This window comes from Streptomyces sp. NPDC059900 (assembly GCF_050270335.1).
In the GTDB taxonomy this organism is placed as follows: domain Bacteria; phylum Actinomycetota; class Actinomycetes; order Streptomycetales; family Streptomycetaceae; genus Streptomyces.
The window spans coordinates 33,958-56,639 of record NZ_JBNNJZ010000011.1 but is presented as its reverse complement, the minus strand read 5'-3'; the positions used below and the strand labels follow the sequence as shown (position 1 = coordinate 56,639).

Sequence of the window (22,682 nt, the reverse complement as noted above, 5' to 3'; positions counted from 1 at the left end):
CCGGTGACTTCGGCATCTCCGTGGACGAATCGGAGGCGGTGACCGAGCCGACGGCCGAGGCATCCCTGCCGCAGCCCTATCCGCAGCATCACCAGCCGCTGACCGAACCGGCCACGCAGGCGCTGCCCCCGCAGGTCCCGGCCACGCAGGCGCCGGCCCACCAGCCCTTCCCCGCCCCGGCCCCGCAGCCCGCGTACGGCTACCCTCCCGAGCCGCCGCGCCACCAGCCGGCCCCGCAGCCTTCCTACGGCTACCCGCAGCACGCGCCCGCGCATGCGGCACCGGCCGCGCAGCCCAGCTACGGCTATCCGCAGCCCGTGGCGCCGATGCCCGACCCGAACTTCCGGCTGCCGCCCCAGGGCCCGCAGTTCCTGGCGCGCTGAACCCGCGGTGAAGGGCCGGGGCGGGGCCGCTCACACCTTGGACTTGTAACCGCGGCCCCACTGCAGCCCCCAGCCGTAGAGGCGGTCGAGCTCGGCCTGGAAGCCGTAGACGAACTTCACCTCGCGGCGCACGACCAGCTCGTCCTTGACGTTCTCCAGCGTGAATATCGCGCAGGAGCGCGCCTGCGGCTGGCGCTCGTCCAGGTCGATCTCGATCCGCGGCCCGTTGCTGGGGTAGAGCGTCACCTTGGCGTGCGTGCGGTCGAAGGCCGGCGTCTGGTCGTAGATGTAGGCGAAGAACAGCAGGCGCTTGATCGACTCACGGTGGTCGAGGTTCACGTAGATCGTCTCGCCGGACGGTGAGCCGAACCGGTCGTCGCCGCTGAGCTTCACGAACGGCGGTGCGTTCAGGTCCCCGAAGAAGCTGCCCAGCGGCTGTACGACGCCCTTGGCGCCGTCCACCGTCTCGTACAGGCAGCCGAGGTCGAGGTCCACGTTGACCACGCCCTGGGTGTGCGCCTGCACCACGTCGGGCTGGAACATCCGGAAGGGGTGCCGCAGCAGGCCGCCGCCCTTGCGCTTGCCGATGATGTCGGACGTGCGCATCTGCCAGGAGAGGTTGACGCGGAGGTTGCCGGTGGCCGCGCCCTGTTTGTTGAGCGAGACCGTCGGGTGCCGCTTGGTGAGTTCGATGGAGTTGGTCGCGGCGCTGCCCGACTCGAAGTCCATCGAGCGCCCACGGAATAGACCGTCCCAGAAGGACATCGCCGCCCCCAAAAGTTCCCGGAGCCCCATGGGCCCGTTACGTATGGCAACGGGGCGGCCAGGAGGACTCGTCCTCGATGGCCGCCCCGTTCAGAAGCGTTCCTCACTCATCCGCCGGTCACACGCCGGGAACGAGCCGGACCGGAACTCACACGCCCGACGAGACCTCTGCCTTCTCGTCCGAACCCGATCCCTTGCCTTCCGCGGCGGCGAGTGCCTTGTTGCGGCGCACGGACGACCAGAAGGACCAGGCGATCAGGACGACGCCGACGAGGCCGGTGATGACCTCGTGGATCTCGTACTGGATCGTGACGAGCAGGATCACGGCCAGGGCGCCGATCGCGTAGTGCGCGCCGTGTTCCAGGTAGACGTAGTCGTCGAGGGTGCCCTGGCGTACCAGGTAGACGGTGAGCGAACGGACGTACATCGCGCCGATGCCGAGGCCGAGCGCCATCAGGACGATGTCGTTCGTGATGGCGAAGGCGCCGATGACGCCGTCGAAGGAGAACGACGCGTCCAGGACCTCGAGGTAGAGGAACATGAAGAAGGCGGCCTTGCCGGCCAGGACGACCGCGGGAACCTTCTTGCCGGTCTTCTTGGCCTCTTCCTCCTCCTCGTGCTCGCGCTCCTCCTCTTCCTCGAGTTTGTTCTCGAAGAAGCCGGACAGACCGCCCACCACCAGATACGTGATGAGTCCGGCGATACCGGAGATGAGTACTGTCTGCGCCTTGTCCACATGCATCCCACCGTGCTGGTGGGCGTGGGTGGCGACGGTCATCGCGGAGACCATGAGCACGATGAGGGCGATGCAGACCGACAGCATGTCGATCTTGCCCAGCTTGGCGAGCGGGCGCTCCAGCCAGCCGAGCCACTTGATGTCACGGTCCTCGAAAATGAAGTCGAGGAAGATCATCAACAGGAACATGCCACCGAACGCGGCGATCGACGGGTGAGCGTCGGTCACCAGCTGCTGGTACTTGTCCTTGTCGTTGAGCGCGAGACGCACAGCCTCGATGGGGCCGATCTTGGCGCTGATCGCCACGATCGCGACGGGGAACACGAGCCGCATGCCGAAGACGGCGATCAGGACACCGATGGTGAGGAAGATCTTCTGCCAGAAGGCACTCATCTTCTTCAGGATCCCGGCGTTGACCACCGCGTTGTCGAAGGACAGCGAGATCTCGAGGATGGACAGGATCGCCACGACCCCGAAACCCGTCCACCCCCCGTAGAACACCGCCGCGACCAGGCCGAGCGCGGTAACCGCGAACGACCAGCCGAAGGTTTTCAGAAGCACTGGCTACCCAATCGTGTGTGTACGGGCTCCCGTTTAGCGGTCTCCCCCGCGCCGGTCCCCGGCTTTACGAAACATTGACCCCGAAGTCTAGAGCGATGCCCCGCAGACCTGACGCGTACCCCTGCCCTACTGCACGGAACTTCCACTCGCCGCCGTAGCGGTAGACCTCGCCGAAGATCATCGCGGTCTCCGTGGAGGCGTCCTCGGAGAGGTCGTAGCGGGCGAGCTCCTGGTGATCGGCTTGGTTGACCACGCGGATGAACGCGTTGCTCACCTGGCCGAAGGTCTGGCCGCGGTTGTCCGCCTCGTGGATCGAGACCGGGAAGACGATCTTGTCGCAGTTGGCGGGCACCTTGGAGAGGTCGATCAGGAGCGACTCGTCGTCACCGTCGCCCTCGCCCGTGAGGTTGTCGCCGGTGTGTTCGACGGAGCCGTCCGGGCTCTTGAGGTTGTTGTAGAAGACGAACCACTCGTCGCCGATGACCCGGCCCGAGTTGCACATCAGCGCGCTGGCGTCGAGGTCGAAGGGTGCTCCGGTCGTGGAGCGCGCGTCCCAGCCGAGACCGACCAGGACCTGTGTGAGGTTCGGTGCGGCCTTGGAGAGGGAGACGTTGCCTCCCTTGGCGAGCGTGACGCCCATGATGTGTCCTCCCCGTGGTTCGAGAGCAGAAATCCCCGGGCCCCCCGTACGGGCGCCCCTGTCCGGGAACAAGAGTTTTGAGCACGTCCGGCGCCGCACTCGTGGTGTGCGGCGCCGGACGACAAGGCGGAGGGTGTTGCTCGGCTCAGACGTTGACGCCGAAGTCCTGCGCGATGCCGCGCAGGCCCGAGGCATAGCCCTGGCCCACGGCGCGGAACTTCCACTCCGCTCCGTTGCGGTACAGCTCGCCGAAGACCATGGCCGTCTCCGTGGAGGCGTCCTCGGAGAGGTCGTACCGCGCGATCTCCGCGCCGCCCGCCTGGTTCACGACGCGGATGAACGCGTTGCGCACCTGGCCGAACGACTGCTGGCGGGTCTCGGCGTCGTAGATCGAGACCGGGAAGACGATCTTGTCGACGTCGGCCGGGACGGCGGACAGGTCGACCTTGATCGCCTCGTCGTCGCCCTCGCCCTCACCGGTGGTGTTGTCACCGGTGTGCTCGACGGACCCGTCCGGGCTCTTCAGGTTGTTGAAGAACACGAAGTTGCCGTCGCTGCTGACCTTGCCCTCGGCATTCGTCAGGATGGCGCTGGCGTCGAGGTCGAAGTCCGTACCGGTGGTGGTACGGACGTCCCAGCCCAGGCCGACCAGAACCGCGGTCAGGCCGGGGGCCTCCTTGCTCAGCGATACGTTGCCGCCCTTGCTGAGGCTGACTCCCACAAGTCCTCCCAAATTGATTGTCCAGGGGCGGGGAGCCCCAGTCGTGCTTTGCCATCGGATCAACGAATGGATCCTAGTGACCGGTTCCCGGCCGACACAGGCTCTGCACCCGAAGAATCACAGGGTGTCACCCCTGAGGAAACCCGGGGTCGGTCACAGGGTGTCGAGAGCCTTGACGTATTCGTTGAGGTCGCGGGCGTCCGGCAGGCCGTTGACGACCGTCCAGCGCACCACGCCCTGCTTGTCGATGATGAAGGTGCCGCGCACCGCGCAGCCCTTCTCCTCGTCGAAGACCCCGTAGGCGCGCGAGGCCTCGCCGTGCGGCCAGAAATCGGAGAGCAGCGGGTACTCCAGGCCCTCCTGGTCGGCGAAGACGCGCAGGGTGTGGATGGAGTCGTTCGAGACCGCGAGCAGCTGGGTGTCGTCGTTGACGAACTTCGGCAGTTCGTCCCGCAGGGCGCAGAGCTCGCCCGTGCACACACCGGTGAACGCGAACGGGTAGAAGAGCAGCACCACGTTCTTCTCGCCGCGGAAGTCCGACAGCTTCACGGTCCGGCCGTGGTTGTCCTTCAGCTCGAAGTCCGGTGCCTCGGTGTCGGTCGCGATTCCAGCGAGCGCCATGAGCTAAGCATCCCTTCGATGGGGCTGTTCGGGTGACGACCACCCTACGCAACGGGCGTTTCGTCCGATCACTGCCCATGACGGGCGCCTCCCAGGCCCCGCACATACGCGTGAGCCCCCACCGGCATGTGCGGCGGGGGCTCACGGCGCTTGGCTCAGTCGACTTCCTGCTGCCTGAGCGGCAGCTTCACCGCTTCTTGGCTGCCGCCTTCGGCGTGACCAGACGGCTGCCCGTCCAGTCCTTGCCGGCGTTGATGCTCTTGGTCTGAGCGAGGCCGGCGGTCGTGGCTGCTTCGTTGATGTCGCTCGGCTCGACATAGCCGTCACGGCCTGTCTTGGGCGTCATCAGCCAGAGGTCGCCGCCCTCTTCGATCAGCTGGGTGGCGTCCACCAGCGCATCCGTCAGGTCGCCGTCGTCCTCGCGGAACCACAGCACCACGGCGTCAGCAGTGTCGTCGTAGTCCTCGTCGACGAGCTCGCTGCCGATCACCCCTTCAATGGCCTCGCGGAGCTCCTGATCGACATCGTCGTCGTAGCCGATCTCCTGGACCACCTGCTCGGGCTGGAATCCCAGCCTCGCGGCAGGGTTGGTCCGCTCCTCCGCGTGGTCCGCGGTCGCGCTCACGGCTTGCCTCCTGATCATGTTTTCGGGAATGCCTTCATCCACGCGCGTGCGCGGGACATTGGCGGTAGTCCACACGGGCGGACCGGATCGCGCAAGTACCCGGCCGTCAAGACCGCTGAAACGGTGACGTTCCCGGCCGTGTCGCCGCAACTCAAGGCCCACCTGCCAGATCCTTCTCCGCTCGCACTTCGCTCGCGCGACGCCGGTCGGAACTGGGCTCCGAACGGCCTTACGAACCGGCTAGGCGGGATGGGCGTATCGTTGCGATTTGGCCGAGCCTACCCCAGGGCCGCCGGACGGGCGCCTCGGTTACCTCTGAGTAGAGATGACGATTAGGCCTACGCGGTACACGATGGGGAACGTCTCACAGCCAGGCAGAACCCAGGCGAAAGCCCCAACAGCGAAGGAACAGCGTGGCTTCCGGATCCGATCGCAACCCGATCATCATTGGCGGCCTGCCGAGTCAGGTCCCGGACTTCGATCCCGAAGAGACCCAGGAGTGGCTCGACTCCCTCGATGCCGCGGTGGACGAACGCGGCCGCGAGCGGGCCCGCTACCTGATGCTCCGACTCATCGAACGCGCGCGCGAAAAGCGCGTCGCCGTGCCCGAAATGCGCAGCACGGACTACATCAACACGATCGCCACCAAGGACGAGCCGTTCTTCCCCGGCAACGAGGAGATCGAGCGCAAGGTCCTGAACGCGACCCGCTGGAACGCCGCGGTGATGGTGTCGCGCGCCCAGCGCCCCGGCATCGGCGTCGGCGGCCACATCGCCACCTTCGCCTCCTCCGCCTCGCTCTACGACGTGGGCTTCAACCACTTCTTCCGCGGCAAGGACGAGGGCGACGGCGGCGACCAGATCTTCTTCCAGGGGCACGCCTCACCCGGCATCTACGCCCGCGCCTTCCTCCTGGACCGGCTCTCCGAGCAGCAGCTCGACGCGTTCCGCCAGGAGAAGTCGAAGGCCCCGAACGGCCTTTCGTCCTACCCGCATCCGCGCCTGATGCCGGACTTCTGGGAGTTCCCGACCGTCTCCATGGGCCTCGGCCCGCTCGGCGCGATCTTCCAGGCGCGGATGAACCGCTACATGGAGGCGCGCGGCATCGCCGACACCTCCAAGTCCCACGTCTGGGCCTACCTCGGCGACGGCGAGATGGACGAGCCCGAGTCGCTCGGCCAGCTCTCCATCGCCGCCCGCGAGGGCCTGGACAACCTGACGTTCGTCGTCAACTGCAACCTCCAGCGCCTCGACGGCCCGGTACGCGGCAACGGCAAGATCATCCAGGAGCTCGAGTCGCAGTTCCGCGGCGCCGGCTGGAACGTCATCAAGCTCGTCTGGGACCGCAGCTGGGACCCGCTGCTCGCCCAGGACCGCGACGGCCTGCTGGTCAACCGGCTCAACACCACCCCCGACGGCCAGTTCCAGACGTACGCCACCGAGACCGGCTCGTACATCCGCGAGCACTTCTTCGGCGACGACCAGCGGCTGCGCGCCATGGTCGAGAACATGACCGACGAGCAGATCCTGCACCTGGGCCGCGGTGGCCACGACCACAAGAAGGTCTACGCGGCGTACGCGGCCGCCAAGGCCCACAAGGGCCAGCCGACCGTCATCCTCGCGCAGACGGTCAAGGGCTGGACCCTCGGCCCGAACTTCGAGGGCCGCAACGCCACGCACCAGATGAAGAAGCTGACGGTCGACGACCTCAAGGGCTTCCGCGACCGCCTGCACATCCCGATCACGGACAAGCAGTTGGAGGACGGCGCTCCGCCGTACTACCACCCGGGCCGTGACTCGGAAGAGATCCAGTACATGCACGACCGCCGCCAGAGTCTCGGCGGCTATGTCCCCACCCGCGTCGTCCGCTCCAAGCCCCTCCGGCTTCCCGAGGACAAGACGTACGCGACCGCGAAGAAGGGTTCGGGCCAGCAGTCGATCGCCACCACCATGGCGTTCGTCCGCATTCTGAAGGACCTCATGCGGGACAAGGAGATCGGCAAGCGTTTCGTGCTGATCGCCCCCGATGAGTACCGCACCTTCGGCATGGACGCCTTCTTCCCGAGCGCGAAGATCTACAACCCGCTCGGCCAGCAGTACGAAGCCGTCGACCGCGAGCTGCTCCTGGCCTACAAGGAGTCCCCGACCGGCCAGATGCTGCACGACGGCATCTCCGAGGCCGGTTGTACGGCCTCGCTGATCGCCGCGGGCTCGGCCTACGCCACCCACGGCGAACCGCTGATCCCCGTGTACGTCTTCTACTCGATGTTCGGTTTCCAGCGCACCGGCGACCAGTTCTGGCAGATGGCCGACCAGCTGGCCCGCGGCTTCGTGCTCGGTGCCACCGCCGGCCGCACGACCCTGACCGGCGAGGGCCTCCAGCACGCGGACGGCCACTCGCAGCTGCTCGCCTCGACCAACCCGGGCTGCGTCGCCTACGACCCGGCCTTCGGCTACGAGATCGCGCACATCGTCAAGGACGGCCTGCGCCGGATGTACGGCCCCGACAGCGAGGACGTCTTCTACTACCTCACCGTCTACAACGAGCCCATCCAGCACCCGGCCGAGCCCGCCGATGTGGACGTCGAGGGCATCCTCAAGGGCATCTACCGGTTCAAGACGGGCGAGCAGGGCGCCATCCCGGCGCAGATCCTCGCTTCCGGTGTCGCGGTCCCGTGGGCGGTCGAGGCCCAGCAGATCCTCGCTTCGGAGTGGAACGTCAAGGCGGACGTCTGGTCGGCGACCTCCTGGAACGAACTGCGCCGCGAGGCGGTCGACGTGGAGCGCCACAACCTTCTGCACCCCGAGGAGGAGCAGCGCACCCCGTACGTGACGCAGAAGCTGTCCGGCGCGGAGGGGCCGTTCGTGGCCGTCTCCGACTGGATGCGCAGCGTCCCCGACCAGATCTCCCGCTGGGTCCCCGGCACCTATCAGTCCCTGGGCGCCGACGGCTTCGGCTTCGCGGACACCCGCGGTGCGGCCCGCCGCTTCTTCCACATCGACGCACAGTCGATCGTGGTCGGCGTGCTGACCGAGCTGGCCCGTGAGGGCAAGCTGGACCGCTCCGTGCTGAAGCAGGCCATCGACCGCTACCAGCTGCTCGACGTCGCGTCGGCCGACCCGGGCGTTGCCGGAGGCGATGCCTAGGCCGCGCGGCGCGTGCGCGCGGCAGCGTGCAGCACGTAGGTCGCCCGGAGGGCGGTGGGACGGTTGCTCCCGCCGCCCTCCGGCGTTTCCTGCGAGGTCAGTTCTCCCAGACCTTGAACGCCCTTACGCGGTAGGGCGATTCGGGGAGCCAGGTGCCACCTCCCGGATAGGTGTCGAACTCGCCGGTCTCCCCGCACTCCGCGGATTGATACGTGGTGACCGGTCGGCCCGTGCGGTTGGCGAGAGCTTGAGCGCTGCCCCCCTCCGGCAGCGCTACGCAGCTCTCGATGTCGATCTCGGACAGCTCATACGTCTGTCGGGCGCCCTTGAACTGCGCCTTCCCCCACAGACAGAGCTCTCCCGGCCCGCAAGGGGCGAGCCCTGGCGGCGCGGCGGCCCCCGCGTGCTTCGCGGGCGTCGCGGAATCGGCCTTGGCGAGCGGTGTCGCCGCTCCGGCCTGTGCGGGGGCCAGGATCACCGAGGCGAGTGCGGCTGCGGCGAAGGTCGCGGGCATGGTCGTACGCATCTTCATCAACTCCCGTTTCGTGTCGGTCACTTGCGAGAACTGTGGCCCACTCGCTAGCTCCGTCGGAAGGGGTACGAATGTGCGTCACCCAGATAGGCGAAAGCCCCCCAGTTGAACCCTGAGGGGCTTTCCCTGATACGCGGCCGCAGTCGCACGGACCGCAGCCCGTGGAGCAGTGGCCCGCACGCGAGCGCGGCCGGACGCCGGCGCTCAGATGTGTCCGACCCCCGCGCCCGCCTCGGCGTTGGCGCCTCGCTTGGTCAAGGTGGCGACCAGGGCGGCGACGACCGCGACGACACCGGCGACGGTGAAGGCCAGGCCCATGCCGGACACGAACGTGTCGTGCGCGACCTTGGTGATCGCCTCGGCGACCGGCTCCGGCGTCTTCGGCGGAACCGGGGCCCCGCCCATCTCGACGGCGCCGGACGCCTGGTCGAGCTGCTCCGGCGTCAGGGGCGGCAGCTTGGCGTCCGCCCAGTTCGCGGGGAACTCCTTGTCGACCCTGGAAGCCATCACCGCGCCGAGCACCGCCGTGCCCAGCGCGCCGCCGACCTGCATGCCGGCCTGCTGCAGACCGCCCGCCACGCCGGACAGCTCCAGCGGGGCGTTGCCGACGATGACCTCGGTGGCTCCCACCATCACGGGGGCGAGGCCGAAGCCCAGCATGGCGAGCCAGAGCGACATCGGCAGCGTCGCGGTGTCCGTCGTCATCGTGGACATGCCGAACATCGCGATGGCCGTGGCCACCATGCCGCCGACGAGCGGGACGCGCGGACCGAACTTGGTGATGAGCGCACCGGCGATCGGCGACGAGACGATCATCATGGCCGTCAGCGGCAGGAGATGCAGTCCGCTGTCGACCGGACTCATCCCGTGCACGTTCTGCAGGTAGAACGTGACGAAGAACAGCCCGCCCATGAAGGCGAAGGCCATGAGGATCATCAGGACCACGCCCGCGGACAGCGGAATGGACCTGAACATGCCCAGCGGGATGAGCGGTTCCTTGACCTTCGTCTCCCAGAAGGCGAAGAGCGCGAAGAGAACCACGGCGCCCGCGAGGAAGAGCAGCGTCCTGGTGCCGCCCCAGCCCCACTCCGAGCCCTTGATGAGGGAGAGGATCAGCGCGAACATGCCGCCGGACAGCAGGACGATGCCGGGGATGTCGAAGGACTTCGGCGCGTTCTCCGCGCGGTGGTCCTTGAGGATCACCAGGCCGAGGGCGAGAGCGATGACGCCCACGGGCACGTTGATGAAGAACACCGACTGCCAGCTGACGTGCTCGACGAGCAGGCCGCCGACGATCGGGCCGCCCGCGGTCGAGGCGCCGATGACCATGCCCCAGATACCGATCGCCATGTTCAGCTTCTCGGCGGGGAACGTGGCGCGCAGCAGGCCGAGCGCGGCCGGCATCAGCAGGGCGCCGAAGAGGCCCTGGAGCACGCGGAAGGCGACGACCAGGCCCACGCTGCTGGAAAACCCGATCGCGCCGGAGGCCACGGCGAAGCCCGCCACGCCTATCAGGAAGGTCTGCCGGTGGCCGAACCGGTCACCCAGCTTGCCGGCGGTGATCAGCGCGACGGCGAGCGCGAGGAGGTAGCCGTTGGTGATCCATTGGACGCCGGCCATCGTGGTGCCGAGGTCACTGGCGATGGCCGGGTTGGCGATCGCCACGATGGTGCCGTCCAGGGCGACCATCATCACGCCGATCGCGACGGAGAAGAGCGTCAGCCAAGGGTGGCCGCGGAGCCCCTTGGCCGGGGCAGGAGCGGACGATGGCTCCGGCGCCTTGTCCGCCTTGTCGACGGTGATCTGACTAGTCATACGTTCGAGGCTAGTGTCAGCCGCTGACAGTTGACAAACCATTTCACAAGTCGGTAACTGTCACGTAGCTCACAGGTATGCTGAGCTGGTCATATCGGCGGAAAGAGGGCCATGGTGTGAGGACCGAGCAGCGAGCGGCGGACCCCGCGAAACCGCAGGCCGAGACCTCCGGAGGCGTGTCCGGCGAGCCCTCCCGGCCCGGACTGCGCGAGCGGAAGAAGCAGCGCACCCGGGACGCGCTCCTGCGCGCCGCGCTCGAGCTCTTCACGACCAAGGGATACGAAGAGACGACGGTCGACGAGATCGCCGAAGCCGTCGACGTCTCCCAGCGCACGTTCTTCCGCTACTTCACCAACAAGCAGGAGACCGCCTTCGCCGTACAGGAGATGGTGGAGCAGCGGTTCGTGGAGGTGCTGCGCGAACGCCCCGCCGCGGAAACGCCGTTCGTGGCCCTGCGCAGGGCCGTCATGGACGCCTGGGATGCGATGGGCAGGTCCATCGAAGAGGTGGTCCCGGTCGAACTCCACATGCGGACCTACCAGATGATCGAGTCCACCCCTTCCCTGCTCGCCGCCCACCTGCGCCGCTCCATCGAGATGGAGGAGGAGATCGCGCGGGTGATCGCCGAGCGCGAGGGGCTCGACCTGGACACGGACCCGCGACCGCGCGTGGTGGTGGCCGCCTTCAGCGGCGTGATGCGCGTGACGGGACGGCTGTGGGGCGCGGGCGAGGACTACAGCGTGGAGTCCATCCGCGCGATCACCGAGACCTATCTCGACCAACTGGGGCCCGCCTTGGCGGAGAACTGGCGCACAGAGTGACGACACGTGCACTCCGCACGGTTCACCCGGCAGATCGACGCATCGAACAAACAACACACCGAGTGCTTATTGATGCACCGTCAGTAGCCGCGCACCCCAGGCGCACTGCGCCCACGCACCACATACGGAGCGTTACGAAAGTGCTCTGAGTGCGCCCGCTTTGCCTCAATTACCCCACGGGAAACGTGATCTACCTCACCCGATGCGCGGCGGGCATCACGATTCTCCTAGGGTGTCCCGTAGTGACTTCCTTCGACTCCTCCCCTCAACTCAGCGCCTGGCGCGCACTGCTTGCGCTCGCCGTCGTGTTCGTCATGCTCGCAACCACGGGCTGGACCGCGGTACGCCACCACAAGGACGACGCATCGCCGCTCGCGGCCTCGCTCTCCGCCTGGCAGAGCGGGCACATCAGCGGACGGGCCCTGCCCGACCCCGGTGCCCCGGCCGGCAGGCTCGCCCACTTCTTCGCCTCGCTCGACGCACACCAGCGCACTCGTCTCGCCACCCGCTATCCCCTTGCGGTCGGCAACATGAACGGCGCTCCTGTGGAGCTGCGATATCGCGCGAACCGCATCGCCCTGGAGCAAGCGCGCAAGATCGAGCAACAGCGCATGCACGACAAGCGCCTCTCCCCGATCGGGCAGCAGGAGGCGGAGCGCAGAATGAAGCGTTTCGGCGTGATGATGCGCCCTGACCGGCATGTCCTGTCGTTCGATCCCATGGGGTCGGGCCGTATCGCCGAAGTCTTCGGAGACCTCGACCGGGCCTCCCGGGTGTCGGTCGTGGTGCCCGGTGTGGACACGAACCTGCTGACCTTCGAGCGGACGAACCGCAAGTACTCCGCACCTGTCGGCATGGCCAAGTCCCTGTACCGCGCGGAGCGCTCGGCGAGCCCACGCGCGCGTACCGCCGTGATCGCCTGGGCCGACTACACCGCACCCATCGGCCTCGGTGTCGACGCGGCCACGTCCATGCGCGCGGACGAAGGAGCGATCCGGCTCAATTCGCTGGTACGCGGGCTGCCGGGACACTCACCCGTCGCGCTGTACTGCCACAGCTACGGCTCGGTCGTCTGTGGCGTCGCCGCACGACAGCTGCCCTCCCGTGTTTCCGACATCGCGGTCGCGGGCAGTCCCGGCATGCGCGCCGACACGGCCGCGCAGCTGGGTACGGGCGCCCGTATCTGGGCGACCAGGGACGGCGACGACTGGATCCAGGATGTGCCAAACATGGAGGTGGGCGGGCTCGGCCACGGTGCCGACCCCGTCTCCAGGGACTTCGGCGCGCGCGTGCTGTCCGCACGGGGCGCGATCGGCCACACCGGCTATTTCGAGCCGGGCACGGAGAGCCTCAGGAACTTCGCCGACATCGGCACCGGTTCATACCGTTCGGTGCGGTGTGCGAGCGGAGATGACGCCTGCCGGAAGGAATTTCCCGGCACGACAGTGGCCTGACGCGCGTAGAAATCGACGAAACAGCGGCACGCCGCAGGAGGGACGGAGGCGCGCGTGCCGCCTACGATGAGCCGCATGGGTGATGTACTGGCCGGATTTCACGCCGCCTGGGAGTTCGAGTCCGACTCCGTGCTCATCCGCTTCGAACGGGGAATCCGCACGCCGAAGCTCCTCCAGGCACTCGGTGAACGCCGCATCCCCCACGAGGCGATCGCGGCGGTGACACTTACTCCCGGCAAGCGAGGGACGGTGGTCCTGCACGCCGTGCCGAGACCGGGCGCGGATCCGCTGATGGAGGCGGCCGCGGGCCAGCTCAAGGACGGCTGCGACCCGTATCGGCTGGTGCTGCCCGCCGAGCGGGAGACGCTTGCCGAGTACTACGCGGACGAGCTGCGGGCCCAGATCACCAAAGACGACTGCGGGCCTCCGGACCGCTACCTGGTGGCTCCTCCGGAGACTCCGCTGCAGTTCAAGGCGTACGACGGCAAGGCGTCCTTCGACGGCAAGTCGGTGGCCTTCCGGTGGTTCTGGACGGGCGCTTCGTCCGCGAAGTGGAAAGCCGGCGACCAGAGTTTCCTGGTCACAGACCTCAGCGGCGTCGAGTGGCGCTCTCCGGAGGTCTTCGAGGGCCATCTGCGGCTGCTGCGCCGTGAGACCCCGCTCGCCCAGCCCGCGCAGGCGGACCAGGACCCTGCGGCCGTCGTCTTCGGTCTGGGGTACGGGCCCGTCCACGAGTCGCTGCCCTTCGCGGCGTCGGTGCTCGCCGCGGTGCGGGCATCGGGCCCGGCCCTGACACCCGGCATGACGCCCGGCACGGTTCCCGGCGCCGCCACGGTGACCCGACGCGACCCGGCGGACATCGCGGAACGCATCCGGCATCTCGGCGAGCTGCACCAGGCCGGTCTGCTCACGGACGAGGAATTCACGACGAAGAAGGCCGAGCTGCTGGCCGAGCTGTAGCTCACGGCTCATACCGGGGTATCGCCGCAGGCCCGGTTCATACCCGGGTATGAGGTGCAGGTCAGCTCCGCGGTACGACGCCGCACGGCGTGCTTCTTGCCTACGCTGATCAGGCCATGAGCAGCGCATCGACACCACCGGACCAGGATCCTCGCCCACCGGCCGACAGGCCGGACGGGCCCGGGATCACCTTTCAGCGCGCCGTCGCGGGTGTCCGCGAAGGACTCGGCAGGGCGGGGGCCTTCCTTTCGACGCCCGCGGGACGGACCGAGCCGCTCCTGGCCCGGGCGCCCAAGCGCTGGGTGCGGATGCTGCCCCTGGTCATCGCGCTGGCCTTCGTCGCGGCACTGATCCCGGTCACCACCCAGGTACTGGCGAACGACTACGGCGTGGGCGGCGGCCTAGCGGGCGCCCTGGGCGTCGCCCAGGCCGCGCCGCTGCTGCTGGCGGTCAGCCGCCCGTTGGCCGCTTGGTGCATCGTGATCGTCGCGGACGTCGTCGGGGCGATCGTGACGCTGTCCATGGGCGGCGACCGGCCCGCCCCCTGGACTGCCATGATCATCGTTGGCTATGTCTTGGTGTGCCTTCTGCTTTCCCTGCGCGAAAGCCGCCGCACCCTTCTGGGCATCTGGCTGGTCACCGTCGTCGTGAGCCTCGCCCTCGGCGCGTTCCAGGACGACGGCAGCCAGGACACCAGCGTGCTGCTGATCGTGCTGAGCGGTGTCGCGCTGCTGCTCGGCGCGCTGCTGCGCGAGCGCGGCGACGCACAGCGCAGACTCATCGAGCAGGAAACGATCAGCGAGGCCGAGCGCGCCCAGCGAACCCTCCTGGAGGAACGGGCCCGCATCGCACGGGAGTTGCACGACGTCGTCGCTCACCACATGTCCGTGATCACCGTGCAGGCCGATTCCGCGCCCTACCGCCTCGACGGTCTTCCGAAAGCGGCTCGTGAGGAGTTCGGGAGCATCGCCGCCAGCGCCCGTGAATCCCTCACCGAGATGCGACGGCTGCTGGCGGTGCTGCGCAGCGAGGACACTCCGGGCGAGCGGGCCCCTCAGCCGGGTCTCAGCCGACTGCCGCATCTGGTCGAGGCGACGGTGCGCGCCGGTATCCCCATCGATCTCTCGCGCCCCGAGCTGACGGTGCTCACGCAGCTGGCCGAGGTCACACCGGCCGTCGACCTGTCCGCCTACCGCATCGTCCAGGAAGCCCTGTCGAACGTCATGCGGCACGCGCCGGGAGCGCGCACCTCCATCACCGTGAGCCTGGACGAGAAACACCTGCTGATTCTGGTGGTCAACGGCCCGCCCACCGGAACACCCGCTTCGTTGGAGCACAGCGGCACAGGTCACGGACTCGTCGGCATGCGCGAACGCGTACGGTTGGTCGGCGGCACGGTCGACGCCGGGCCGCTGCCCGACGGCGGTTTCCGTGTGGCGGCCCAACTCCCCCTCCTCAAGAAGGATTCCGGCAGCGCATGACCATCCGCGTGATCATCGTCGATGACCAGAACATGGTGCGGGCCGGCTTCGCCGCACTCCTCGCGTCCCAGAGCGACATCGACGTCGTGGGCGAGGCGCCGAACGGCAAGGAGGGGGTGGAGGTGAGCCGCAAGACCCACCCCGACGTCGTCCTGATGGATGTCCGCATGCCGGAAATGGACGGACTCGCCGCGGCCCGCGCCCTGTTGGAGCCGCCGCCCGGCGTGGTGCACGTGCCGAAGGTGCTGATGCTCACCACCTTCGACGTGGACGACTATGTGTACGAGGCGCTCCGCAACGGAGCCTCGGGCTTCCTCCTCAAGGACGCCCCGCCCGCCGACCTCATTTCGGCGGTACGCGTGGTGGCCTCGGGAGAGGCGCTCCTCGCTCCGACGGTGACGCGCCGTCTGATCACGGACTTCATCAAACGGCGGCCGCGCACCGGCCAGTCAGTGCGACTGAACGGCCTGACACCGCGTGAGACCGAGGTACTGGGGCTGATCGCGCGCGGCCTGTCCAACCAGGAGATCGCCGAACGCCTGGTGCTCGCCGAGCAGACGGTGAAGACCCATATCGGCAAGGTCCTCTCCAAGCTGAACCTGCGGGACCGCGCGCAGGCCGTGATCTTCGCCTACGAGTCGGGCCTCATCACGCCCGGAGAGCAGTAGGCCCTCACTCCCCTACCGCGGTATGGCCACCACATACCCAGGTATCAGCCGCTAGTTGGCACCCCAGTGTGAGGTGCCGACAGGCACCGTCTCCCTACTTTTCCCTCGTCACGCCAGAGCGTGCCACGAGTTGGGGAGGGAGACGGGCCATGCGCCTTCGTTCTTGGAAAGCCCGCAGGAGCTGGAAGAACCGCAGCAAGCGGACGCTGATCGCCGCGGCGCTCACGACGACGATCGTGGCCGGTACGACGGGATGGGCCGTCGGCAACGAACAGCAGCCGCTGACGGGCCCGCCTCCGGGCACACAAGCCTGGCGCGCGGACCATACGTGGGGAGTGCGGCTGCCGGATCCGGCCGCCACGGCACCCGCCCGGGTCGCCGCGTTCTTCGACTCGTTGAGCGAGGCCGAACAGCAGAGGCTGGCCAGGCGGCACCCCTCGGTGGTCGGCAATCTGGACGGCGCACCGACCGCCCTGCGGTACGAGGCGAATTCCCTCTCCCTCAAAACCGAGCGCGCCCGGGAGCAGGCCCGCCAGAGCGACCCGGACCTCACCTCGCAGGACCACGAGCGGGCCCGGTCTCTCGTCGCGCGTTATGAAGAACTCCTGCGGCCCGGTCGGCAGATACTCGCCTTCGACCTACGCGGCAGGGGCCAAGTGGCTGAGGTGTACGGAGACTTGGCGGGTGCGCGACACGTATCCGTGGTCGTGCCGGGCTCCGACATCGATCTGAGCACCTTCGACCGCTCGAAGGACAGGTACGGCACACCCGTCGGCATGGCCCGTTCCCTGCGTGCCGCGGCGGGCAAGGACACCGCCGTGGTCGCCTGGGTCGGGTACACCACACCGGTCGGCCTCGGTCCCGATGCCGCGACGGGACGGCTCGCGGCAGCCGGCGCTCCCCGGCTCGCACGGTTCGTGCAGGGCCTGACGGCATCGGGTGTACCACGCCCCGCCGTGTTCTGCCACAGCTACGGCTCGGTGGTGTGCGGCCTGGCGGCTCCCCGGCTGACGGCTTCCGACCTGGTGGTGCTCGGCTCCCCGGGCATGCGCGCGGACAGCGTGGCCGATCTGCACACCTCCGCCCGCGTCTGGGCGGCCAAGGACGACAGCGACTGGATCGGTGACGTGCCGAACGTCGAGCTGTTCGGCCTCGGCCACGGCGAGGATCCGGCCGACCCCGGATTCGGCGCCCGCCGCGTCCCCGCGGAGCGAGCCGAAGGCCACACCGGCTACTTCGCGCCGGGGACGGATTCCCTCCGGGCCTTCGCCGCCATCGCGGCTCACACCACGTCCCCCAGCACACCGGACAGCGGAACCGGCGGCAGCGCACCTGCCGCCGACGCCCGGCACGTCGGAGAGAAGCAGTCATGAGCCTCACCCCACTGACCACCCTGCGCAGGACGGCATCGGAGATCGACGCCAAGACGCCCGCACACCGTGACCGGGCCATAGACGGGCTGCGCGCGCTCGCTCTGCTCGCCGTGCCGACCGGGCACTGGCTGCTCGGCGGATTCACGCTCGACACGGGCGGCGCGCTGCACAACGCCAGCCCTCTGGCCTCGTTCGGATTCTTCGCGCCGCTCAGCTGGGTGCTGCAGATGCTCGGCATCTTCTTCCTGGTCGGCGGCCATGCTTCCGCACTCTCGTATCGCCGGGCGGTGGCGCGCGGCGAGTCGACGAGGCGCTGGCTGCGCGGACGGGTGGCGCGTCTGGGCCGTCCGGTCCTCGGAGTGACGGCCGTCTGGGCCGCGCTGATCCCGGTGCTCTACGCGGCGGGTGTGCCGGGTGCGACGCTGCGCACGGCGTCCACGCTGGTGATACAGCCACTGTGGTTCGTCGGGATCTATGCGGTCGTCACCGCGCTCACCCCGTGGTGCATCAGGGCGGCCGAGCGGTTCGGTGCCGGGGCCGCGGTGCCCTTGCTCGGTTCGGTCGCCGTCGTCGACTTCCTGCGCTACGGCCCCTTCTCCGACGCCATGCCGTCCTGGCTGAGCCTGCTCAATCTGCTGCCCGGCTGGCTCTTCGCCTACCAACTGGGCGTCAGCTGGGGCGAGAAGAAGCTGGGCAGGCGCGGCGCGTGGCTGTTGCTGGCCGGAGGGACGGTCCTCTTCGCCGCTCTGCTGCTCGTCTTCCATTATCCGGCGTCGATGGTCGGCGTTCCGGGCGAGGCCCGGACGAATTCACACCCACCGTCATTGCTGGTCTTGGCGCTGGCGGCCGCGCAGAGCGGTGCGGCGATCCTGTTGCACGAGCGCATCGGCGCGTTGCTGCGCAGGCCCGCTCTGTGGGCGCCGGTCGTCGTGATCAACCTGTCGGCGATGACCGTCCTGTGCTGGCATCAGACGGCGATGCTCGCGGCGGCCGTGCCCGGCTCGTTCCTGGACGGCACACTGCCGGGGCTGACGGCGGGGCCGGACACCTGGGGCTGGATAGCCGCCCGGGTCGCGTGGCTCCCGGTCTTCGGAGCGCTCCTGCTGCTGATAGGCCGGTACACCCGCGGCTTCGAGGCACCGTGGAAGCGGGCCACACATGCGCGACGGGCACTCGCCGGGCTCCTGGCGGCCGGGTTCGCGGTCTTCGCACTGGGTCTGGCGTGAGCGGAAGCAGCCCGGAGTCCGGGTGGCTCGCCGGATGCTTCGCCGAATGCCTCGCCGGGTGGGGCCGTTGCGGCACGGTTCCCACCCGGCGGAGGGGCCCGGGGTCCGCTACTCGCCGCCGGCCGAGGTGAAGGTCATGTCGGCGTAGCGGTCGCCCGCGACCCGCGAGGCGATGGGGTCGAGGAGGGCGAGTTCGGAGGAGGTGAGTTCGAGGCGGGTGGCCGCGGTGTTCTCCTCGACGCGGGTGCGCTTGCGGGTGCCGGGGATCGGGACGACGGCCAGGTCATGGGCCCGGGCCTGCTGCTGGACCCAGGCGAGAGCGACCTGGCCGGGGCTCGCGCCGTGGGCGGCGGCGACGGTGCGGACGGGTTCGAGGAGGGCCGCGTTGGCGGCGGCGTTGTCGCCGGTGAAGCGGGGCTGCTGGCGGCGGAAGTCGTCCGCGCCGAGTTCCTTTTCGGCGCTGACGAACGAGCCGGTGAGGAAGCCGCGGCCGAGCGGAGAGTAGGGGACGAGAGCGACGCCGAGATCAGCGGCGACAGGGACCACGCCCTGCTCGATGTCACGGCTGAAGAGCGACCACTCCGACTGGAGGGCGGCGATGGGATGGACGGCGTGGGCGGCGCGGAGTTCGGGGCCGGTGACCTCGCTGAGGCCGAGGTGCTTGACCTTGCCCGCGGCGACCAGTTCGGCCATGACGCCGACGGTTTCCTCGATGGGCACCTGCGGGTTGCGGCGGTGCATGTAGTAGAGGTCGATGGTGTCCACGCCGAGGCGCTGGAGGCTGGCGTCGATGCAGGCGCGGATGTAGGAGGGGTCGTTGTTGATGATCCGCTTGGTCGAGTCGTTCGGGTCGATGGACAGGGCGAACTTGGTGGCGATGACCACCTCGTCGCGGTGGGCCTTGAGGAAGGGGGCGAGGAACTTCTCGTTCTCGCCGGCGGCGTAGGCGTCGGCGGTGTCATAGAAGGTGACGCCCAGTTCGAGGGCGCGCTCCAAGGTCGCTCGGGCCTCCTGCGCGTCGGTGGGACCGTAGGCAAAGCTCATGCCCATGCAGCCGAGTCCCTGGACGCCGACTTCGGGACCGCCTGTCCCGAGCTGCACCTTCGCGATCGGGTCGGGGCTCTGGCCCGCGGACCCGGTGGTACCGGCCGTCCCACCGGTGCCTGTCATTCCGGTGGTGCTGGTCGAGCCGGTGGTGCTGGTCGAGCCGGTCGTCGTAGCCGTCTCGGAGGTGTCGGGGGTGTCGGGCGTCTTGGCGGTCATCAGTTTCAGAGCCTCTCCGACGCCGGGCGGGCGTCAGCGTAAAAGTTGATCTTGTAGTCGAGGACGGCGAGCGTGTCCTGGAGCTCCGTGATGCGGGTGCGGACGTCGCGGCGGGTCTGCTCGAGGAGTTCCTGGCGCTCGGTGAAGGTGTGGTCGCCCTCGCGCACCAACTCGGCGTAACGGACCATGTCCGCCACCGGCATGCCGGTCAGGCGGAGCTTGCCGACGAAAGTGAGCCAGTCGAGGTCGCGGTTGCGGTAGCGGCGCTGGCCCGTGTGGGAGCGGTCGATGTGCGGCATCAGGCCGATTCGCTCGTACCAGCGCAGGGTGTGTGCGGTCAGGCCGATGAAGGCGACGACCTCGCTGATCGTGTAGCGGTCCTGCCCGTTGGGGCGGGGGTGCGCGGAGGGTGCCGAGGCGCAGCTGTCCGCCTTGGTGGCGGCTTCGGCGCCGGCCTCCGTGGCTGCGCCGGTACCGGGGCCCGTGCCAGTACCAGGGCCGGGGCTTGTGCCAGTGCCGGGGCCTGCGGTGCTGTCCGTGGGCTCGGCGGAACCGGGGGGCGTCTTGGTCACGCCACGCGCGGGGCCCTGTGTGCGGGTGGTCTCGGTCTCCATCACCGTCATGACCACCACGCTAGAACCTTGGAGTGCGCTCCAAGCAAGCAGAACCGGGAGGAAATATGTGACGGAAACAAATCCTCGGAAAATCGGGGGACGCCGCCGCGGGTCGTGGTTACGGTGCCGATCATGAGTGCTGTACGTCGTGCCACGCCAGAGGATGCCGAGGAACTGATGAGGCTGCGGCAGGTGATGATCGACTCGATCTTCGCCACCCGCCCCGCCGGGGCCGCCGAATCCGACACCGGGTGGCATGCCGAGTCCCTCTGCGTGGTGCGGGACAAGCTGGCCGATCCGGAGGGCGACTTCGCCGCCTTCGTCGTCGACCAGCCCGGCAGGCCGGGGAAGCTGGCGGCGCTGGTGGTGGGGACGCTGGATTACCGCATCGGGCGGGCCGGTAATCCGCGGGGGCTCATCGGTCATGTGTTCAGCGTCGCCACTGATCCGGATCACCGGCGGCGGGGGCACGCGCGGGCCTGCATGGAGGTGCTTCTCGACTGGTTCCGGGAGCGGGGGGCGGGAAGCGTGGATCTCAACGCGTCGGCGGAGGCGGAGCCGCTGTATGCCTCGCTGGGCTTTGTCCGCAAGCCCGACCCCTCGATGCGGCTGAGCCTGTAGGCCGCTTAGTCTCGTACACATGCAGAGCCTGGCGTTGATCGAGAACTGGCCGGTCCCCACCGCTGCCGCCGCCGTCGTTCGCGCGGACGGAACGGTGCTCGGGGCGCACGGACCCACCGGGCACCGTTTCGCGCTCGCTTCGGTCACCAAACCGCTGGCGGCGTACGCGGTGCTCGTGGCGTACGAAGAGGGTGCCGTCGAGCTCGACGAACCCGCCGGGCCCGAGGGGTCGACGGTGCGGCATCTGCTGGCGCACACCAGTGGGCTCGCGTTCGACGAGCACCGGGTGACGGCGCCCGCCGGGACCCGGCGGCTGTACTCGAACGCGGGGTTCGAGGTCCTCGGGGATCACATCGCCAAGGCGACGGACATTCCCTTCGGGGAGTATCTGCGGCAGGCCGTGCTCGAACCGCTGGGGATGGGGGCCACCTCGCTCGACGGGGATGCGTCGCCCGCCAAGGACGGGGTGTCCACCGTCGACGACCTGGTGAAGTTCGCCGCCGAGGTGCAGGCGCCGCGGTTGCTCGATCCGCAGACGGTGGCCGAGGCGATGTCCGTGGTACATCCGGGGCTGAAGGGCGTGCTTCCCGGTTACGGGCATCAGAGTCCCAACGACTGGGGGCTCGGGTTCGAGATCCGGGACTCCAAGTCGCCGCACTGGACGGGGAGTTCGTCCTCGCCCCGGACGTTCGGGCACTTCGGGCAGGCGGGGACGTTCCTCTGGGTCGATCCCGATGCGGGGGCGGCGTGTGTCGCTCTGGCGGACCGGGCGTTCGGGCCGTGGGCCGTCGAGGCGTGGCCGCCGTTCACCGACGCGGTCCTTGCCGAGCTGTAGGCCTGTCCCCCGGGCGGGCCCGGCGCGGGTTCCGTTCCCTCGCGCCGACCCGACGGGCGCGAGGTGCCGCAGCTCAGCCCCCCGCCATCTCCCACACCAGCAGCTCCGCGCCACCGCTCCCCGGCGACGACACCGCCTCCAGGCCCTCGGACCCCGTGATGCGCGCCGCGTCGCCGGACAGCAACGTCTCGCCGCCCAGGTCGACTTCGCCCCGGACGACGTGGACGTACGCGAAGGGGGCGTCCGGGATCGCGGTGCGTTCGCCCGCGCCGAGTCTGCGGACGTGGAGGAGCGCGCCCGCCGCCGGGACCGCGTACGGGGTGGAGTCCGCGATGCCGTGGACCACCTCGTAGGACGGCTCGCCGCCCGGCGAGAGAGGGGACAGCCACATCTGGACGAAGACCAGGGGGCCCTCCCCGTCATTGCGTTCCACATGGCGGACACCGCCCGCCGCGCTCAGATGCTGGACGTCCCCCGGCCGCACGACCGACTCGTGCCCGGCCGAGTCGCGGTGGGTCAGCTCGCCCTCCGTCACCCACGTCACGATCTCGGTGTGGCTGTGCGGGTGTTCGTCGAAGCCCGCGCCGGGCGCCAGACGCTCTTCGTTGCAGGCCAGGACCGCGCCGAAGCGGACGTTGTCCGGGTCGTAGTGCGGCCCGAAGGAGAAGGCGTGGAAGGACTCGATACCGGCGCCGGGCTCCCCGCCGCGGTACCGGTCGCCTGAGCGCCGTACATCAATCACACACCCCACGTTAGACCCGGCACCGCACACCCCCGTCCCGATAAGGCAGTCTTGTCCCCGTGCCCGAACCCTCTGCGAA

21 protein-coding genes and 1 pseudogene are annotated in these 22,682 nt (G+C 68.9%); 11 read left to right on the top strand and 11 right to left on the bottom strand.

The genetic code is table 11. From position 1 onward, the window contains the following. Positions 1-383, top strand: a pseudogene (locus ACQKIP_RS03780) (TerD family protein); the annotation flags it as partial. A gap of 30 nt (positions 384-413) precedes the next feature. On the opposite strand, the gene ACQKIP_RS03775 reads toward ACQKIP_RS03780, so the two are convergent. From ACQKIP_RS03775 to ACQKIP_RS03750, 6 genes are all read right to left on the bottom strand, one after another. Further along, entirely contained in the window at positions 414-1,148 is a 735-nt protein-coding gene (locus tag ACQKIP_RS03775; protein ID WP_361189506.1) for a TerD family protein, read from the bottom strand. A gap of 148 nt (positions 1,149-1,296) precedes the next feature. Beyond that, entirely contained in the window at positions 1,297-2,445 is a 1,149-nt protein-coding gene (locus ACQKIP_RS03770) for a DUF475 domain-containing protein (protein WP_365852269.1), read from the bottom strand. A 64-nt stretch (positions 2,446-2,509) separates the two neighbouring features. Next, positions 2,510-3,085: a TerD family protein gene (locus ACQKIP_RS03765; protein ID WP_365852267.1), complete on the bottom strand. Its 576-nt coding sequence runs from the start codon at positions 3,083-3,085 to the stop codon at positions 2,510-2,512. 145 nt (positions 3,086-3,230) lie between these two features. Beyond that, positions 3,231-3,806, bottom strand: coding sequence for a TerD family protein (locus tag ACQKIP_RS03760; protein ID WP_190081432.1), 576 nt, complete (start codon positions 3,804-3,806; stop codon positions 3,231-3,233). Between the two features lie 153 nt (positions 3,807-3,959). After that, complete coding sequence (locus ACQKIP_RS03755) at positions 3,960-4,427, bottom strand: peroxiredoxin (RefSeq protein ID WP_365852265.1); 468 nt, start codon at positions 4,425-4,427, stop codon at positions 3,960-3,962. A gap of 187 nt (positions 4,428-4,614) precedes the next feature. Beyond that, positions 4,615-5,052 carry a DUF3052 domain-containing protein gene (locus ACQKIP_RS03750; protein ID WP_361827694.1) on the bottom strand — a complete coding sequence of 146 codons (438 nt, stop codon included), beginning with the start codon at positions 5,050-5,052 and terminating at the stop codon, positions 4,615-4,617. Between the two features lie 413 nt (positions 5,053-5,465). Here ACQKIP_RS03750 and aceE point away from each other — a divergent pair, with 413 nt between their 5' ends. Continuing rightward, positions 5,466-8,198, top strand: a complete 2,733-nt coding sequence (aceE, locus tag ACQKIP_RS03745; RefSeq protein ID WP_365852262.1) for a pyruvate dehydrogenase (acetyl-transferring), homodimeric type — start codon at positions 5,466-5,468, stop codon at positions 8,196-8,198. Between the two features lie 97 nt (positions 8,199-8,295). On the opposite strand, the gene ACQKIP_RS03740 is transcribed toward aceE, so the two are convergent. Together ACQKIP_RS03740 and ACQKIP_RS03735 are read right to left on the bottom strand one after the other, a co-directional pair. Next, the gene (locus tag ACQKIP_RS03740) at positions 8,296-8,712 is read right to left on the bottom strand and encodes a peptidase inhibitor family I36 protein (protein ID WP_427742074.1); all 417 of its coding nucleotides are present in this window, start codon (positions 8,710-8,712) and stop codon (positions 8,296-8,298) included. 222 nt (positions 8,713-8,934) lie between these two features. Continuing rightward, positions 8,935-10,545 carry an MFS transporter gene (locus tag ACQKIP_RS03735; RefSeq protein WP_365852260.1) on the bottom strand — a complete coding sequence of 537 codons (1,611 nt, stop codon included), beginning with the start codon at positions 10,543-10,545 and terminating at the stop codon, positions 8,935-8,937. Positions 10,546-10,661: 116 nt separating this feature from the next. Here ACQKIP_RS03735 and ACQKIP_RS03730 point away from each other — a divergent pair, with 116 nt between their 5' ends. The 7 genes from ACQKIP_RS03730 to ACQKIP_RS03700 all read left to right on the top strand — a co-directional run bounded on the left by ACQKIP_RS03730 (position 10,662) and on the right by ACQKIP_RS03700 (position 18,528). Next, positions 10,662-11,366, top strand: coding sequence for a TetR/AcrR family transcriptional regulator (locus ACQKIP_RS03730; RefSeq protein ID WP_427742068.1), 705 nt, complete (start codon positions 10,662-10,664; stop codon positions 11,364-11,366). Between the two features lie 242 nt (positions 11,367-11,608). Beyond that, the gene (locus tag ACQKIP_RS03725; RefSeq protein ID WP_365852258.1) at positions 11,609-12,820 is read left to right on the top strand and encodes an alpha/beta hydrolase; all 1,212 of its coding nucleotides are present in this window, start codon (positions 11,609-11,611) and stop codon (positions 12,818-12,820) included. 75 nt (positions 12,821-12,895) lie between these two features. Next, entirely contained in the window at positions 12,896-13,780 is an 885-nt protein-coding gene (locus ACQKIP_RS03720) for a DUF4429 domain-containing protein (protein ID WP_365852256.1), read from the top strand. 116 nt (positions 13,781-13,896) lie between these two features. Beyond that, positions 13,897-15,261 carry a sensor histidine kinase gene (locus ACQKIP_RS03715; RefSeq protein WP_365852254.1) on the top strand — a complete coding sequence of 455 codons (1,365 nt, stop codon included), beginning with the start codon at positions 13,897-13,899 and terminating at the stop codon, positions 15,259-15,261. Continuing rightward, on the top strand, positions 15,258-15,929 hold the full coding sequence (locus tag ACQKIP_RS03710) for a response regulator transcription factor (RefSeq protein ID WP_365852252.1): 672 nt from the start codon (positions 15,258-15,260) through the stop codon (positions 15,927-15,929). The genes ACQKIP_RS03715 and ACQKIP_RS03710 overlap by 4 nt, the downstream gene beginning before the upstream one ends. Positions 15,930-16,078: 149 nt before the next feature. After that, positions 16,079-17,302, top strand: a complete 1,224-nt coding sequence (locus ACQKIP_RS03705; protein WP_365852250.1) for an alpha/beta hydrolase — start codon at positions 16,079-16,081, stop codon at positions 17,300-17,302. Then, entirely contained in the window at positions 17,299-18,528 is a 1,230-nt protein-coding gene (locus tag ACQKIP_RS03700; RefSeq protein WP_365852248.1) for an acyltransferase family protein, read from the top strand. The genes ACQKIP_RS03705 and ACQKIP_RS03700 overlap by 4 nt, the downstream gene beginning before the upstream one ends. A 108-nt stretch (positions 18,529-18,636) precedes the next feature. On the opposite strand, the gene ACQKIP_RS03695 is transcribed toward ACQKIP_RS03700, so the two are convergent. Then, the gene (locus ACQKIP_RS03695) at positions 18,637-19,578 is read right to left on the bottom strand and encodes an aldo/keto reductase (protein WP_365853400.1); all 942 of its coding nucleotides are present in this window, start codon (positions 19,576-19,578) and stop codon (positions 18,637-18,639) included. A 218-nt stretch (positions 19,579-19,796) separates the two neighbouring features. After that, positions 19,797-20,363 carry a MerR family transcriptional regulator gene (locus ACQKIP_RS03690; protein WP_427742071.1) on the bottom strand — a complete coding sequence of 189 codons (567 nt, stop codon included), beginning with the start codon at positions 20,361-20,363 and terminating at the stop codon, positions 19,797-19,799. Positions 20,364-20,537: 174 nt separating this feature from the next. Between ACQKIP_RS03690 and ACQKIP_RS03685 the strand changes: the two genes are divergently transcribed. Both ACQKIP_RS03685 and ACQKIP_RS03680 read left to right on the top strand, forming a co-directional pair. Further along, entirely contained in the window at positions 20,538-21,026 is a 489-nt protein-coding gene (locus ACQKIP_RS03685; RefSeq protein WP_365852244.1) for a GNAT family N-acetyltransferase, read from the top strand. Positions 21,027-21,045: 19 nt separating this feature from the next. Next, positions 21,046-21,861, top strand: a complete 816-nt coding sequence (locus ACQKIP_RS03680) for a serine hydrolase domain-containing protein (protein WP_365852242.1) — start codon at positions 21,046-21,048, stop codon at positions 21,859-21,861. Positions 21,862-21,934: 73 nt separating this feature from the next. Here ACQKIP_RS03680 and ACQKIP_RS03675 read toward each other — a convergent pair whose 3' ends face one another. Then, positions 21,935-22,603 carry a pirin family protein gene (locus ACQKIP_RS03675; protein ID WP_365852240.1) on the bottom strand — a complete coding sequence of 223 codons (669 nt, stop codon included), beginning with the start codon at positions 22,601-22,603 and terminating at the stop codon, positions 21,935-21,937. Between the last annotated feature and the right edge of the window lie 79 nt (positions 22,604-22,682).